Annotated in this window: 11 protein-coding genes; 5 read left to right on the forward strand and 6 right to left on the reverse strand. The window is 66.8% G+C overall.

The features are described 5' to 3' along the window. Window positions 1–14: 14 nt before the first annotated feature. Both Poly30_RS02115 and Poly30_RS02120 read left to right on the forward strand, forming a co-directional pair. Window positions 15–320 carry an ATP-dependent Clp protease adaptor ClpS gene (locus tag Poly30_RS02115; protein ID WP_419190854.1) on the forward strand — a complete coding sequence of 102 codons (306 nt, stop codon included), beginning with the start codon at window positions 15–17 and terminating at the stop codon, window positions 318–320. A 112-nt stretch (window positions 321–432) separates the two neighbouring features. Then, window positions 433–1,656 carry a WD40 repeat domain-containing protein gene (locus Poly30_RS02120; RefSeq protein ID WP_145194371.1) on the forward strand — a complete coding sequence of 408 codons (1,224 nt, stop codon included), beginning with the start codon at window positions 433–435 and terminating at the stop codon, window positions 1,654–1,656. Here Poly30_RS02120 and Poly30_RS02125 read toward each other — a convergent pair. Beyond that, window positions 1,646–2,296 (reverse strand): RNA polymerase sigma factor, encoded by a 651-nt coding sequence (locus Poly30_RS02125; RefSeq protein WP_145194372.1) that lies wholly within the window; start codon window positions 2,294–2,296, stop codon window positions 1,646–1,648. The two genes, Poly30_RS02120 and Poly30_RS02125, sit on opposite strands and share 11 nt — an antisense overlap. A gap of 54 nt (window positions 2,297–2,350) precedes the next feature. On the opposite strand from Poly30_RS02125, the gene Poly30_RS02130 reads away from it, so the two are divergent. Next, window positions 2,351–5,449 carry a protein kinase domain-containing protein gene (locus Poly30_RS02130; RefSeq protein ID WP_145194373.1) on the forward strand — a complete coding sequence of 1,033 codons (3,099 nt, stop codon included), beginning with the start codon at window positions 2,351–2,353 and terminating at the stop codon, window positions 5,447–5,449. A 419-nt stretch (window positions 5,450–5,868) separates the two neighbouring features. Here Poly30_RS02130 and Poly30_RS02135 read toward each other — a convergent pair whose 3' ends face one another. Next, the gene (locus Poly30_RS02135; RefSeq protein ID WP_145194374.1) at window positions 5,869–6,888 is read right to left on the reverse strand and encodes a hypothetical protein; all 1,020 of its coding nucleotides are present in this window, start codon (window positions 6,886–6,888) and stop codon (window positions 5,869–5,871) included. A 530-nt stretch (window positions 6,889–7,418) separates the two neighbouring features. Between Poly30_RS02135 and Poly30_RS02140 the strand changes: the two genes are divergently transcribed. Further along, window positions 7,419–9,962, forward strand: a complete 2,544-nt coding sequence (locus Poly30_RS02140) for an FG-GAP repeat protein (protein WP_419190855.1) — start codon at window positions 7,419–7,421, stop codon at window positions 9,960–9,962. Window positions 9,963–10,168: 206 nt separating this feature from the next. Here Poly30_RS02140 and Poly30_RS02145 read toward each other — a convergent pair whose 3' ends face one another. Beyond that, window positions 10,169–10,816 carry an HNH endonuclease gene (locus Poly30_RS02145; RefSeq protein WP_145194375.1) on the reverse strand — a complete coding sequence of 216 codons (648 nt, stop codon included), beginning with the start codon at window positions 10,814–10,816 and terminating at the stop codon, window positions 10,169–10,171. A 51-nt stretch (window positions 10,817–10,867) separates the two neighbouring features. Continuing rightward, complete coding sequence (locus Poly30_RS02150; RefSeq protein ID WP_419190856.1) at window positions 10,868–11,320, reverse strand: hypothetical protein; 453 nt, start codon at window positions 11,318–11,320, stop codon at window positions 10,868–10,870. Here Poly30_RS02150 and Poly30_RS02155 point away from each other — a divergent pair. Beyond that, window positions 11,319–11,762, forward strand: a complete 444-nt coding sequence (locus Poly30_RS02155; protein ID WP_419190858.1) for a lipocalin family protein — start codon at window positions 11,319–11,321, stop codon at window positions 11,760–11,762. The two genes, Poly30_RS02150 and Poly30_RS02155, sit on opposite strands and share 2 nt — an antisense overlap. Window positions 11,763–11,780: 18 nt before the next feature. On the opposite strand, the gene Poly30_RS02160 is transcribed toward Poly30_RS02155, so the two are convergent. Continuing rightward, window positions 11,781–12,668, reverse strand: a complete 888-nt coding sequence (locus Poly30_RS02160) for a hypothetical protein (protein WP_145194378.1) — start codon at window positions 12,666–12,668, stop codon at window positions 11,781–11,783. Window positions 12,669–12,867: 199 nt separating this feature from the next. Then, window positions 12,868–13,929, reverse strand: coding sequence for an acyltransferase family protein (locus Poly30_RS02165; RefSeq protein WP_145194379.1), 1,062 nt, complete (start codon window positions 13,927–13,929; stop codon window positions 12,868–12,870). Window positions 13,930–13,931 lie beyond the last annotated feature (2 nt).

Below are 13,931 nucleotides of genomic sequence, written 5' to 3' on the forward strand. Positions count from 1 at the left end.
CCGCTCCGAAAGTCATGCCGGGGACGATCGTCCTCGACGAGCCAGAGACGGTGGACGAGGAGCGCCTCGCGCCCCTCTGGAAGGTCATCTGCCACGACGATCCGATCACGACGATGGAGTTCGTCGTGGACATGCTGACGAAGATCTTCCGCCAGCCCATGCCAAGGGCGATGGAGCTCATGCTGCGGGTCCACATGCAGGGCTCGGCGGTGATCGGCCTTTGGCCGGAGAGCGTGGCTCGGAAGAAGGTCAACCGGGCACACGCGATGGCCCGGGCCCAGCTCTTCCCGCTGACGCTTTCCCTGGAGAAGGACGAGTAGCGAGCTCCCCGAGGACCGAGAGATCGGCGGGATTCCCTGCAACACCCCGCCGGGGAAGGCGCTTCTCCCATCATATGCGTCTCCTTCTCCACTCCCTGGTTCCCTCGCACCCATGAAATCCCTCTCGCTCCTCGCTCTGGCTCTCCTGGCGCCCACCGGCTCTGCCCAGCAGCTCCTCGTCGGAGGCCCCGACACGATCATCCGCCGCGCCCTCCCTGTGAGCGGAGCCTTCGACATCATCGGTGCCTGCGGCGGGATCGTGGAATCGATGGTCTCGGTCGGAGACATGACCTACATCGGGGATCGCTCCGGGATCCTCTACGTCCACGATCCGGCCGTCGGCGTGCAGTACTCGTTCAACACCCAGAACGATGCCGCCGCCCTCGCCTCCGATGGCCAGCGCCTCTTCGTGGGCGGGAGCGATGGATCGGTCGAGTGCTACGACCTCACCACCGAGTTGCTTCTCGGGACCTGGCGTGCGCCCGCCGGATTGCGTGCGCTGACTCGCGTCGGCCATGACCTCTTCGCCGCGGGCGACAGCGGCGTCGTCACCCGCGCGTCTCTCCTGGGGGGTGGAAACTTCCAGACGTTCGGCGATGCGGCGATGCCCGTCACGGCGATGACCTCGGACGGTTCGGCGCTTCTGCTTGGCTCGGCTACCGGGACGATCTCGCGTATGGATCTGGGCTTGGGTTCGATCACGGGCTCGTTCCAGATCGGGTCCGACGTGACCGCGCTCGGGATGAGCCTGGACCAGCTTCTCGTCGCCGCCGAGAGCGGAATCGTGCGCCGAGTCGATCCCGTCGACGGCACCGTCTTCGACTCGCACGAGGTGGGCAGCAGCGTGCGCGCACTTTCGCTGACCGACGGCGTGCAGCCCGGCGTGACCTACTGCTACGGGGTGCAGTGCCCCTGCGGCAACGACGACCCGCTCGCGGGCTGCGTGAACTCCACCGGCCGCGGCGCTCGCCTCGCGCTCGCGGGAACGAGTCGCGTCTCCTCGGACGATCTCGCTCTCTACATCACGGGCGCCCCCGCGAACTCGACGACGATCGTGTTCATGGGAGACGGCTCCGGCCTCGGAACGGTCGGAAACGGCCTGCTCTGCGTCGGTGGCTCGGTCGGCTTGCAGCGCTTCGACGCCGGCCAGACCAATGCCTTCGGCGCGTATCTCGTGGACGGTGTGGCCCAGCAGTCCATGGCTCAGTTCTCCAGCTCGTTCCAGATCACGGCCGGATCGACCTGGCACTTCCAGGCCTGGTACCGTGACAGCGGTGGGGCCTGCGGTGCCTCTTCGAACGTCACCAACAGCTCCATCATCGGCTTCACTCAGTAGCCTCGAGCCGCGCTGCCAGCTTCGCGAGCGCTCGCGAGAGGAGGGAGCGCGTCGCCAGCGGCGTTCGTCCCATCTCTGCTGCCACCGCCGCATGATCGAGACCCGCGACGCGGGAGAGCAAGATCACGCGGCGGTCGTCCTCCGATAGCTCCTGGAATGCGGCCTCCACGCGTTCCAGCTCTTCGCGACTGGCGGCATTTCGGCTCGGCGTGAAGCCGCTCGCGACCTCGCGGAGGTCGCCCACCCCGTCTCCATCCCGCCCCGTCTCGCTCTGGCCTACCTCGCGCCCGGCGGCGCGCTTCGCCCGACCCCAAAAGCGTCCGCGCGTGCGGATCTTGTTCTCCGCCCTCTGCATGAGCCAGTGTCGAAAGCTCTCAGGTCCTCGATACTCGAAGCGCTTCATGTCCGCCAGCGCGTCGCCCACGATGGACTGCACCAGATCGACGCTTTCCTCACGACTCCGGAGCGCGCGGCCGAGTCGCAGTCGGACGAATCCCCGGAGCGCAGGCATGTGCTCACGCATGAGTTCTTCGAGCGCCTCGGCATCCCCGGTGCGGGCACGCGCGACGAGGTCGGCGGAAGGCTCGGGGCCCGCGGTCTCTTTCGATGGCCGTGGGTCGTGTGAGGGTTCGTTCGACATGGTTGATCTAGGACGTGGCGATCGACTGGTAGGATCCGTCCGGAGACTGATCCCATGAATCCGGAAGATCCGAGGGCCCCAGAGGAAGATCGTTTCGAGGCCTTCACGGCCGATTGTATCGACGCGCTGGAGGCCGAGGGCCCCGCGGCGCTGGAGTCGCTGCTCGCCTCCCGTCCAGGGGACGAAGCACGGGTACGCGAGCGACTCGCTTCCCTCTCGAAGCTCGGCCTGCTGTCCGTCGCAGGGGTTGACCGGGCCGAGACGATCGGGCCGTATCGGGTCCTGGGCCGGCTGGGTAGCGGCGGGATGGGGGAGGTGCTTCTCGCCAGCCACATCGAGTCCGGACAGCGGGTGGCTCTCAAGCTGGGACCTGTTCCGCAGCCCTCGCTCTCCGCAGAGCATGAAAAGCACGCGCGTCGTTCGGCCGAGCGCTTCGCCCGCGAGGTCCAGGCGTCCCGCGAGCTCAGTCATCCTGGCATCGTTCCGATCGTGGACGTGGGGACGCACCAGGGACGAGCCTGGTTCGCCATGGAGTTCGTGGACGGGGTCGCGCTCGATCGCGCCCTCGAAGCCGTGCGCGTGAGCGGGGTGGCGCCCGAGGCGCTGACCGGCGCGAACCTGTCGGCCGCGGTCCCGGGTGCCAGCCCAAAGGCCTTCGGTGAGACGTGGGTCGGAGCGGTGGTGCGCATCGTCCGAGCCGTGGCGAGCGCGCTCGCCGCAGCGCACGCAGCGGGGATCATTCACCGAGACGTCAAGCCCAGCAACATCCTGCTGCGCCCGGACGGCCGCGTGCAGATCGTCGACTTCGGCCTCGCTCATCTCGAGGACATGCCGACGCTGACGCTCTCCGGTGAGTTCGCGGGTACGCCGTACTACGTCGCGCCCGAGCAGATCGAGAACCGGCGCGGCGGACTTGATGGGCGAGCGGACGTGTTCTCGCTCGGCGTCACGCTCTACGAGTGCGCGTGCCTGCGCCGTCCGTTCCTCGGGCGCACGCCGATCGAAGTGCTGACCGCGATCAGCAGTCGCGAGCCCGAGCCGCTGCGCCGGGTATCGCCGGAGCTTCCGCTGGACCTCGAACGCCTGTGCCGACGCGCGCTGGAGAAGGACCCGAACCTGCGCTACCCGAGCATGGCGGAGTTCGAGCGAGACCTCGGTCAGTTCCTCGAGTTTCGTCCGCTTCTTCTCCGGCCGCTCTCTCCGTCTCAGCGTGCACGTCGCTGGGCCAGGCAGCGGCCGTGGCGGGCCGCGAGTCTCGTGCTCTCCGCGCTGCTCGTGATCGGCGTGCCGATGGGCCTGTTGATCGCGAACTCGAAGATCCGCGCCCAGCGCGACCGCGTAAGAGATGAAGCGCGGCGCCAGGCCCTCGTCGTGGAGCACTTCGTCGAGCACTTCGATCGCTCCGTTGGAGCGCCGGAGATCGACCAGGCGGCGCGGAAGCTCCTCGACCGCGGAGCCCGTCGATTGCAGCACGGCTTCGACAAGGAGCCGCGCGTACGGGCGTCGCTCCTGCACGCGAGCGCGCGCGCGTACCTCGAGCTCGGTCGGCCCTCGGACGCCCGGTCGCTCCTCGATCGAGCGTTTGCGATGTGGCTACGGGAGGGCGAGTCCGCGCGGGACGAGCGCGCGCTGGTGCTCATCGACCTGGCGCGCGTGCACCTCGCCGAGGACCGGCCCGACATCGCTCGAGAGCTGGCGACGCGTGCTCTTTCAGAGGCGTCACCCGATACCCTGGCCCCCGATTTCGAACGGCGGGTGCAGGCCACGATCGCTGCCGCCGACGTCGCGCTCGGCGACGAGGCTCGCGCGCGCACCGGGCTGGAGGCGCTGGGGCCGGTCCCCGAGGCGCTGCGCGCGGACGTCGCGGGGGTCTGGGAGGCGATCGGCGATCTCGCTCTCGCCAGGGGGGATTTTTCGGGCGCACGATCGGCGTTCGGCACTTCACTGTCGCTGCTCCAGCGAGCATGGGCGCCGGACGTTCTGCGCCTGGTCGGCGTGCACGAAGGGCTCGGTGTGGTCGCGGAGGCCGTCGATGGGGAGGGCAGCGCCCAGGCCGTCATGCACCGCGCACGTGCGGCGCGTCTTCGCTCTTCGTTGAATCCGAGCGCGGCGACGTCGAGCGCGAGGACGGCGCCTTTCCTCGGCGAGCCAGCCTGGGGACACGACTACGAGGAAGCGTTCGACGGCGGCGTGGCGGCGCTCCAGGCGGAACGACTCGACGAGGCGCGCGCGCTCTTCGTGAAGGCCCATGGCCTTCGTCCGTCCGCGGCGGTCGCGGCTTACAACCTGGCGTGCGTCGAGTCCCAGGTGGGCCGCCTCGAAGAGGCGGTGAAGTGGTTGAAGCGTGCGTGCGAGTCAGGCTTCGCATGCACGGAAGACAGGAGCCATGCGCTCTTGCAGGACGCGGAGATCGAGGCGCTTCGTGGGGCGTCGATCGGATCGTCCGTCCTGGCGGACCTCCAGCGTCAGTGGGAGTCCGCGCGGGCCTACTCTTCGCGTACGGTGCTCGTGCCAGCGCCGAATCAGGAGCCAGGAACTCCGCCCGCGCCCCTCCTCGTCGTGATCCACGACCACGGTGAAACCGCCGCGGGCGTCGCCTCGGGACGGTGGGGGAAGCTCGCGACGCAGCTGGGGGCGACGCTGCTCGTTCCAGCCGCGCCGTACCTCGTCGGAGAGACGATCGAAGACGGATCCGCCTGGTCGCCGGACCCGAGGGACCTCTGGGAGCAGCCCGGCGCCTTCGGATTTCCGGCCCTCGAAGCCGTGCGGATGGCTCTCGAACGAGCCAGCATCGATCGCGAGCGGGTCTGGATCGCGGGTAGCGGCTACGGCGCCTTGCTCGCGCTCGATCTGCAGCTCGAGAACCCGGGCCTCTTCCGCCGCGCCTGGCTCGAGGATCCGTTGCTGCACGAGCGCAGCGGCGGCGGCAGCGGAAGGCTGGCGGAAGCTCTGGGCGGCCGCTTGATCGTGTCGTTGACCGAAGACGAACCGCCGCCGGAGGCGCGGGCCACGACGATGAGTTCACACGCGAAGATCCTGGAAGCCTGGCTTCGGGAAGAGGGCGGCTGGGGCGATGCGGTGCGGGTGGAGAGCGGCCGCGAGCCGGCGACCTCAGGCTTCACCGAGTGGTGGTGCGCCGCGAGAGATCGCTAGCCTGCATTATTCACGAGTTTGCTCCACCAGTGCGTTCAAACCGCGGCGTGGCAAGGAAGACGACCGAACGAAGCGGAGGCGGGCCCGTAGGCCCGTCGAGCATTCTGTGAGGGAGCCCGCGAAGCGGGCGGCAGCCAAAGGCTGCCGTCTGACGCCGCCACGGCGTGGTTTGGGCGTGCTGGTGGTGCAAACTCGTGAATAATGCAGGCTAGGAGTCTGCGCCACAGAATGCGGTTTCGCGAGTGCCGTCAGGATTTGCGCTCGCAAGGCGCGCCGGACCCCCCATGGTTTGATGCCATTGGGGTTTGGCGCAACGCCGCGAGCGCGGATCCTGGCGGTGCTCGCGGAATCGCATTCTGTGGCGCAGACTCCTAGCCTGCAGGCTCCGGTACCCCGACCCTGATCTCGAGTGAAAGGCACTATTGCAGGAGGATCGCGGCCGCGTCGGTGAACCTGGACACGGGAAGGCCCTGGGTGACGTCCCGGTACCAGGCCTGAAAATACCAGTTCTGGCCGGCTATCGCGGACACCGGGGGATTCGTCGGGATGTTCGACAGGTCCAACATGCGCTCGAAGGAGAGGTCCGGGCCTGCGTTGAGCGCGGGTCCGATCCGGCCCACGTCGGTGGGGTCGAGGCAGAGGGATCCGACGCAGATCCCCGTACAGGGGGTGGATCCCACGCCACGGGAGGCGAGGAACAGGCCGAAGGAGGCGGCGGGGATCCCGGACGCCGTCAGCTCGAGGGTGTTGTCCGCGGCGACGCTCGATCCGCCGAGATCCATGCCCGCCCGCACGGCCAGGGAGTTGACGGTGGCACCGTTGCACACCGTGTCGAAGGCGCCGGAAAGTTCATGGCGAACGTCGAGCTGCACCTCGTCAAGGCACAGGGTGCTTGCACTGTTCGGCAGGCTGAGCCGGATGGCGAAGCTGGTGAAGTCCGAATACGTTCCATACCCCTGGCCTTGGGGCGAGGCGAGGAAGCGGAATAGCTTGCCGCCGCCGGGCAAGTCGCGGGCCTCGATGTGGCCGAGCGCTTCTGGGTCCGGAAAGTCCGGGTAGAGGAGGTACCCCTCGATCAGCGCAGCGTCCAGCCCGCCGATCTGCACGACCACTTCCTCGACGTTCCCGAGTCCCGAATGGTTGTAGCCGATCTCGATCCCGTTGCTTGTGGAGCAGATCTCCCCAGGGCCCGGTATCGACAGGAAGGCGATGGGGTTGAGGATCGTCCCCGACGCTCCGGGGTCGGAGACCACGTCGGGCTCCACGAGGGCTGGCTGCCCCTGGAAGAACGTGACGTTGTTCCAGTCGTTCCAGCGCAGGAACGACGTGCTCTCGAAGCCTCGGAAGTCAGGGACCTCGGGCTGAGTAAGGTCGGCAAAGGAGTGCGAGGCCAGAAGCAGCGAGCAGCCGGCAACGATGGGAAAAAGAGCGAGCTTCATAGACCGATGGTAAGTGCGAAGGCTCGACCTGCCAAGGCCTCATCCCTTGGGTAGAAGCGGCTTCGCCGTAGAGCCCCGTGCTCTGGATCCACGTCGATCACAGAAGATGCTCTTCGACGGTACTACGCGATCCCAGCATACGCGCTCGACGTCGTCGCCAGCGTCGGAGCGATGCCTGATGACCGCGGCATGAAGGATGTCGGGGACCACGAGCTCGGGAAGGCTCCCATGCCGGGCCTCGCATTGGGTGCTCCTGCCATCAGAGCTGTGCGACGCTCCGATGGACTGCGAACGTAGGCCGCGCTCCTACACCTTCCTTGGTGGTGTTGGTCGCGGCCCAACCCCGAAGCCCATGACCCCGATCATTCACGACCACCGGGGCGCTTCAGACCCACAGAGTCTGCTCACGGGCCGGAATTTCTATCCGTACGAAGCACAGAATCAGACCTCTGGCTACGGTAGACGCAGCGGCAAGGTTCTCGCTGGACATCCTCTCCGGTGGGTCGCGCTGTGGTTGAGCCGAGGTTTTCATGAACTCTTCCCATCTGTTCCCGGCGGCCTTGGCCATTGCCTGTGTCACCTCTCACTTGCCCCTGGCGAGTGGATTGCAAGGGACCGTGGAGCTGCCCGTTGGCGTCAACGACGGCGACTGGGCCCGGATCCAATCGCTCCTGGTTGCCGAGCGCCACGGGTTTCAGGCTACGGCCTTCGGCCACGTGGCCTCCAACCCAGGGCTTCATTCGACGGCTCGGTTCGATGGGCGATCGGCCCTGATCGAGGTGACCGGGCGTGACGAGCGATTCGGCCTCGCGCTCCACTCCTACGGGTTCACGGGCCACGCAGTCTCCGTAGACGTGCCCATGTTCGGAGCGTGCGCCGATGGACAAGAGCTGACCTACGGGTGGAGCGACGAGCTCTCGGAATGGTGGATCAACGACGCCCGTGGGTTCGAGCACGGGTTCAGCGTTTGGGAGCGCCCTACGTCCGCTGCGCCCGAGTGTCATCGGGGGCCACTGAGGTTCACCTTGGACATCCTCGGAACCCTGACCCCTGAGGTGAACGCTGCGCGCAAGGGACTCGCCCTGCGCAGGGCGGACGGGACGCTGGCCCTCTGCTACGACGGGCTGCTGGCCGTCGATGCCGAGGGTGTCGTGCTCGACTCATGGCTTGAGGTTGAAGGCACGAAGTTGAGCCTCTGCGTGGAAGAGGCGGGCGCGGCGTATCCTCTGGTCATCGACCCCATCGTTCAAGAGGCGTACCTCAAGGCGTCGAACACGGAGGCACTCGACTTCTTCGGGACGTGCGTCGCCGTGTCCGGGGACACCGTGGTCGTGGGCGCTCCGGCCGAGGACAGCGGTGCGACGGGAGTCAATGGGGACGAGTCGGACAACTCCGTCGATGGCTCCGGCGCGGCCTATGTGTACATCCGGTCGGGCGGTATTTGGAGCCAGCAGGCCTATCTGAAGGCTTCGAATACGGGGGTGCTGGACAATTTCGGTCGGTCCGTTGCCGTGTCCGGGGACACCGTGGTGGTGGGAGCGGATAGGGAGGGCAGCAGTGCGACCGGAGTGAACGGAGACGGGTCGGACGACTCGGCCAGCCTCTCCGGCGCGGCCTATGTCTTCGTTCGATCGGGTGGCTCCTGGAGTCAACAGGCGTACCTGAAAGCATCGAATGCCGAAGCGTTTGATTTGTTCGGTGGGTCCGTGGCTGTGTCCGGGGATACGGTAGTCGTCGGAGCTCGGAATGAAGGCAGCGGCGCAACCGGTGTGAATGGAGACGGGTCGAACAACGCGGTCGGCTTCTCCGGTGCGGCCTATGTGTTCGTTCGGTCGGCTGGCTCCTGGAGCCAGCAGGCGTACCTGAAGGCGTCGAACACGGGGACTGGCGATGCGTTTGGTGCGGCCGTCGCCGTGTCTGGGGACACGGTGGCCGTCGGAGCGGGAGCTGAGGACAGCAGCGCGACCGGAGTGAACGGGGACGGTTCCGACAACTTGGTTCTCAACTCCGGCGCGGGCTATGTGTTCGTCCGGTCCGGTGTTTCCTGGAGCCAGCAGGCGTACCTGAAGGCATCGAACGCCGAGGCGTCTGATTTCTTCGGTGGGTCCGTCGCTGTGTCCGGGGAGACCTTGGTCATCGGAGCCGTGGGTGAGGACAGCGAGGCAACCGGAGTGGACGGAGACGAGTCAGATAACTCCGCCGCCGCCTCCGGCGCCGCCTACGTCTTCATCCGCTCTGGTGCCTCATGGACCCAGCAGGCGTACCTGAAGGCGTCGAATACGGAGGCGTTCGATGACTTCGGTGAGTCCGTCGCCGTAGCCTGTGACACCGTGGTGGTGGGGACCAAGGAGGAGTCCAGCAGCGCGATTGGAGTGAACGGTGACGGATCGGACAACTCTGCACCTCTCTCTGGCGCCGCCTACGTGTTCGTTCGGTTGGATGATCTGTGGAGTCAGCAGGCGTACCTGAAGGCGTCGAATACAGAGTCGTACGATTTCTTCGGTACCTCCGTCGGCGTCTCCGATGGCACCGTGCTCGTAGGAGCCGAGAGAGAGTCCAGTAGCGCAACCGGCGTTAACGGAGACCCGTCCAGCAACTCGGCCCTGCGGGCGGGCGCGGCCTACCTTTGGTCCGGCCTGGTTTCTCCCGGCATTGGCGACCTCGTCTGCGTCGGCACTCCTAACTCGACTGGCTTTGGAGGCACGCTGTCCGCTTCGGGCTCCCCCGTTGTCACCAGCAACTCCCTCGCCCTGGAGGTTGCTTGCTGCCCGGCGGGTGTGCTGGGTCTGGTCCTGACCAGTAGCTCGTATGGCGGCCAGGTCCAGACGGTCAGCCTCGGCGAGGGCTCCCTTTGCATCGCGAACTTCCGGCTCGCCCGCTTCCCGGTCTTGATGACCGATCAGAACGGCGCTGCGACTCAGGTCGTCGATCTGACCGCCATCCCCACGAATCTCTTCGGCGCAACCGCTGCCCTTCCCGGCGATACCTTCTATTTCCAGTACTGGCACCGCGATGCTGCGGTTGGTGCACCAACGTCGAACTTGTCGAGTGCGCTTTCGGTCCTCTTCGAGTGACGCTGGGGTGACCGACTCGCAGTTCGCGCTTCTTGTTCGGCCCATTTCGCGCTGCAGTTGGGTAGCCGAACCTTGGACGGAACTACCGCTATGCACTGCGGTTCGGGCGCCTTGCTGCAATGTGAATGTGGCTCCAATCAATGGCGCCAACCTCTGGATCAGACCACTGGGGACTGCGCGCTTCCCTCCCGGGCCCATCGCGACCGTCAGGCGGTCAGGAGCTCGAGGACACGCGGGTCGTAGGGCTCGAACACGCGTTTGTTCGCCAGCCACAGACGCGACCCTTCGCCAACGACCCAGTACGAGGTGTAGGCGCTCCCGCGGGCTCCCTCCCCGTCGGCAGACCAGCCAAGCCCTGCCGCCGCTTCGAGGAGATCGTCGCGATGGCGATCCAGTCTCTCTCGCCAGCGCTCCACGTGGCGAAGCGCCGCCAGGTGATCGCTTTTATCGCCGTTGCAGCGCTGGTGGGACACCACGAGGTTGAAGAGATCATCAGAGCCCGTACGCGCCCATGGAATGAAGTGATCGACGGGTGCAGCCTGATCCAGTGGATCGCCGCAGTAGAAGCAGAGACCGCGCTGCAGAGCCCGAAGCGGCGCGCGGACTGCACCCAGGGGGATACGTTCACGACCGAACAGGAAATCGTGCACGGTGGCTTCTCCGGCAAGTGAGTTCGCTCTTTCTGTCCAGCGAGCCCAGCGGTCCATCACCAGCGGGCGGAGCAACGGTGCCAGGCGAGCCAGATTGACCTCGACCCCAGGCTGAAATCGGATCCGATTGTCCATGTGTGCCCTGGCGGACCCCTCTCGCAGGTCGCGCTGGTAGCGCGCGATATCGAGCCCGATCCCCTTCAAGGGCCACCGGTCCGAGGGATAGAGGAGGTCCGTGGACTCGCCGCCGATCTGCTAAAGATGGGCGATCGGGTACCGGATCAAGATCTTCTCGGTCTCGTCGAGCAGCTTCGCCCAGCGCTGGGGCCGCCATTCGCGCATCGCCGCAGCAGTGACCCGCCCTGGTAGATCGGCGATAGCGAGCACGATGTGATCCACGATCGATCGACCGCTGGTCGCGATCGCCTTCAGGCGTTCCGGGGGCGAGCCGGTCCGCTGTGACCAGGGCCGCGCCTGGGGCCAGTAGAGCTCGAGCACGTGGACTGCCAGCTGCCTGGAGGTCACGCTGCCGCGCTCCAAGCCGCCGCGCCCCACGTTCTCGGAAGCGGCATCCATCAGCGCCACCAGGAGGGCGTACTTGTAGGAGCTGTTGGTGGAAGCCTCGTCGATAAGCTGGATCATCGCCATGCCAAAGCGAGTCAGCTCGTCGCCACCGCTATCACTTCGATTGGTCGTCTTGGCCGTCATGGAACCTCCTATTGTGGCGCAGACTCCTGAAGACCGCTGGACGGATAGCTCCTCGAAAATCCTCACCAGCTACGTTTTCCGTGAGGGCTCCCTGGAGGGTGAGCTGGAGACGATAAAGCCCACGGGCTTCGTCGAGGACGAGACGGGCGCCGTGCGGGGCATGCGCTTCCTCTGGCCTTTGAAGGCCGAGTCCCTCGTCGCCTACCTGAACGAAGCGTACTCGGAGACGATCACCCTTCGTCGCAAGCGCGACTACGCCTGGATCATGACGCGGGATCCCCAGATCACGGACGAGCGATACGCGGCGCTGGTCGCTCGCCTGGCAGCGATGGGCTGCGACGCGGCCGAGGTGCGCCGCGTCCCGCAAGACTGGCCTGACGCGGGGCACCCCGTCTCCAAGGCGGAAGGCGACATGGCGCACTGGACGCGGGCGAACGACTGATCTTGCTCTAACGCTCGACTACCAGACCTCGCCGTTCCAGCGGTAGGAGAGATTGACCTCACTCGTGAGACTCGACCCGGATCCGGGCTCGAAAGGGGCCTCCCCCTTGGATTCGGCGTGGATCAAGACGGAGTACTGTCTCGTGGTGCCTGTGAATCGCCACATTCCGTAGCTTGCTCCCTGCGAGCCTCCAGGGACTCGGTTCCAGGTGGGAGTGAACGTCGAGTGCGCGTGATAGCCGATCCCCGAGGGCGGCGGATCGCCCGTGGGGTGAAGGATCCCCAGGAGTAGCGCCTTGAGCGTGAAGTCCCTGGCGAACCCCTCGGCGAGCGAGCGGATGCTGAGATCGTAGCTGGAACTGCCCCCCACCCGCTCGGTTCGCTCGACCAGCTCGACGCCTCCAGGCCCGGCCAGCACGAAGACGTCAAGCTTCGTCGACGGTGCGCGGCGGTCGCCTTCGGCTCTCTCAGTCAGGGTGAGCACCACGATCGCGTGGAACTCCGGGTCGAGATCGCAACGCGTTGCGTGCAGCGTGACCGGACCGTAGGACTCGCTCCCCACACCGCGCTCCTCCCATGCGTCGACCTCGGTGGCCTCGTAGCGGACCTCCAGCGCCAGATCGAGCAGAACCTCGTCGCCGTGTTCGAACCGCAGGCTGGGCGTCCATGCGGCGAACCGCTCGGGCTCCGAGGGAGGCGCGGTCATCTCCAGCACGCGTCGCTCCGATTCGCGGAGATCCCCCCCTGCGCCGTCCCATACGCGGTCCTCCACAGGTCGTTCCCTGACCCATTCGCGCATCGTGGGCGTGGACGAGTAGTGCCACGCCGCGAACCCGAGCGGCAGCCCGAATCTCAACAGGGCCAGAACACCGAGCACCAGCAGGATGCGGAGGAGCTTTCGCTTCATGCGTCCATATTATCCGGCACGACGATCCGACGGCTCACCGCGCTGTAGCGCCCTGCCGGCTACGCTGCCCCCCCCCTGATTCGCCTGCGCGTTCTTCTCGTCGAGGTACGAGAACGATGACTGAAGCGTCGAGATCGAGCCCGGACCATTCCGCTTTCTTATCGAGAGCATCGTGTGGGCGCGTTCCTCGCCGAACGCCTCAGCGTCTCCCCGTCGTTCCCCGGCGGAAGCGATCCTTGAGCTGCAGGAACGGACGCTCGATGAATCGATAGGAGAGGCCCGCTGCGCCGAGCGAGACAAGGGCCACGAGCGCGAAGGCGGTGAAGTCGCGCTCGCCGTGGTTCCAGGGGCGGAAGCTTGTCACCAGCTGGAGGCAGAAGAGGTGCAGCAGGTACACGCCGTAGGCGCGCTCGCCGATCCAGCGAAGGGGGCGCACCGAGAGCCAGCGAGGCTCGCGGGGTCCCACGCAGGCGGCGACGAGGCCAGCCGCGGCCACCTGGGCGCCGAGGCGTATCTGGCCCGGCGCAACGGAGTCTGGCAGGGCGGCGCATCCCAGCAGGACGAGGAGCCAGGGAAGCGCGAGCGCGGGTCGCGCCAGGCGCGCCAGGACGCCCGGCGCGAGCGCCAGCGAGCACCCCAGAACGAACGGTAGAAGCGTCGCCCGGAGCGCGAGGTTGCGAGCGCCGTCGCGACCGAACCATTCGAGGATGAGCCCGTCGAAGAGCCCGAGGTGCAGGGCGACGGACAGGCCGCCGAGGAAGAGCAGTACGGGCGCTGCGGCGGAGCGGAGTCTGGCCACGATGGGGGGCCAGACGAGGTAGAACTGCTCTTCCAGAGCGAGGGACCACGACAGCGCCAGGAAGGTCCCTGGAACGATGAAGTTCGAGGTGTACGTCGCGTTCCAGGGCAGGTCGCGCCAGAAGGGCTTCGCCATCGCGGCGTTCGGCAGGACGAAGAGGAACAGCGCCGACAACGTGATCAAGATCCCGTACCAGAGAGGCCATAGCCGGAGCGCCCGGCGCGCCCAGAAGCTGCCGAGCCGGACGTTCCCGTGGCGCTGCTCCTCCCGCAGCAGCAGCATCGTGATGAGGAACCCGCTGATCACGAAGAAGACGTCGACGCCGAGGTATCCGCGGCTTGCCAAAGGCGCGCTGAGCCCCATGGGCCGCGCATGGTTCCACACGACGGCCAGCACGCTGAGCGCGCGCAGCCCGTCGAGTGCGCCGTAGTAGCGGGCGTCCTCCGCGACCTGGAGATTCATCT

Origin of the sequence: Saltatorellus ferox (assembly GCA_007751475.1) — a bacterium.
GTDB lineage: Bacteria > Planctomycetota > UBA1135 > UBA1135.

Coding starts and splice junctions, on each gene's coding strand:
- Poly30_RS02130 (WP_145194373.1), top strand. CDS start 2,351: ATGAATCCGGAAGATCCGAGGGCCCCAGAGGAAGATCGTTTCGAGGCC.
- Poly30_RS02165 (WP_145194379.1), bottom strand. CDS start 13,929: ATGAATCTCCAGGTCGCGGAGGACGCCCGCTACTACGGCGCACTCGAC.
- Poly30_RS02135 (WP_145194374.1), bottom strand. CDS start 6,888: ATGAAGCTCGCTCTTTTTCCCATCGTTGCCGGCTGCTCGCTGCTTCTG.
- Poly30_RS02155 (WP_419190858.1), top strand. CDS start 11,319: ATGGAACCTCCTATTGTGGCGCAGACTCCTGAAGACCGCTGGACGGAT.
- Poly30_RS02120 (WP_145194371.1), top strand. CDS start 433: ATGAAATCCCTCTCGCTCCTCGCTCTGGCTCTCCTGGCGCCCACCGGC.
- Poly30_RS02140 (WP_419190855.1), top strand. CDS start 7,419: ATGAACTCTTCCCATCTGTTCCCGGCGGCCTTGGCCATTGCCTGTGTC.
- Poly30_RS02160 (WP_145194378.1), bottom strand. CDS start 12,668: ATGAAGCGAAAGCTCCTCCGCATCCTGCTGGTGCTCGGTGTTCTGGCC.
- Poly30_RS02115 (WP_419190854.1), top strand. CDS start 15: ATGCCGGGGACGATCGTCCTCGACGAGCCAGAGACGGTGGACGAGGAG.
- Poly30_RS02150 (WP_419190856.1), bottom strand. CDS start 11,320: ATGACGGCCAAGACGACCAATCGAAGTGATAGCGGTGGCGACGAGCTG.
- Poly30_RS02125 (WP_145194372.1), bottom strand. CDS start 2,296: ATGTCGAACGAACCCTCACACGACCCACGGCCATCGAAAGAGACCGCG.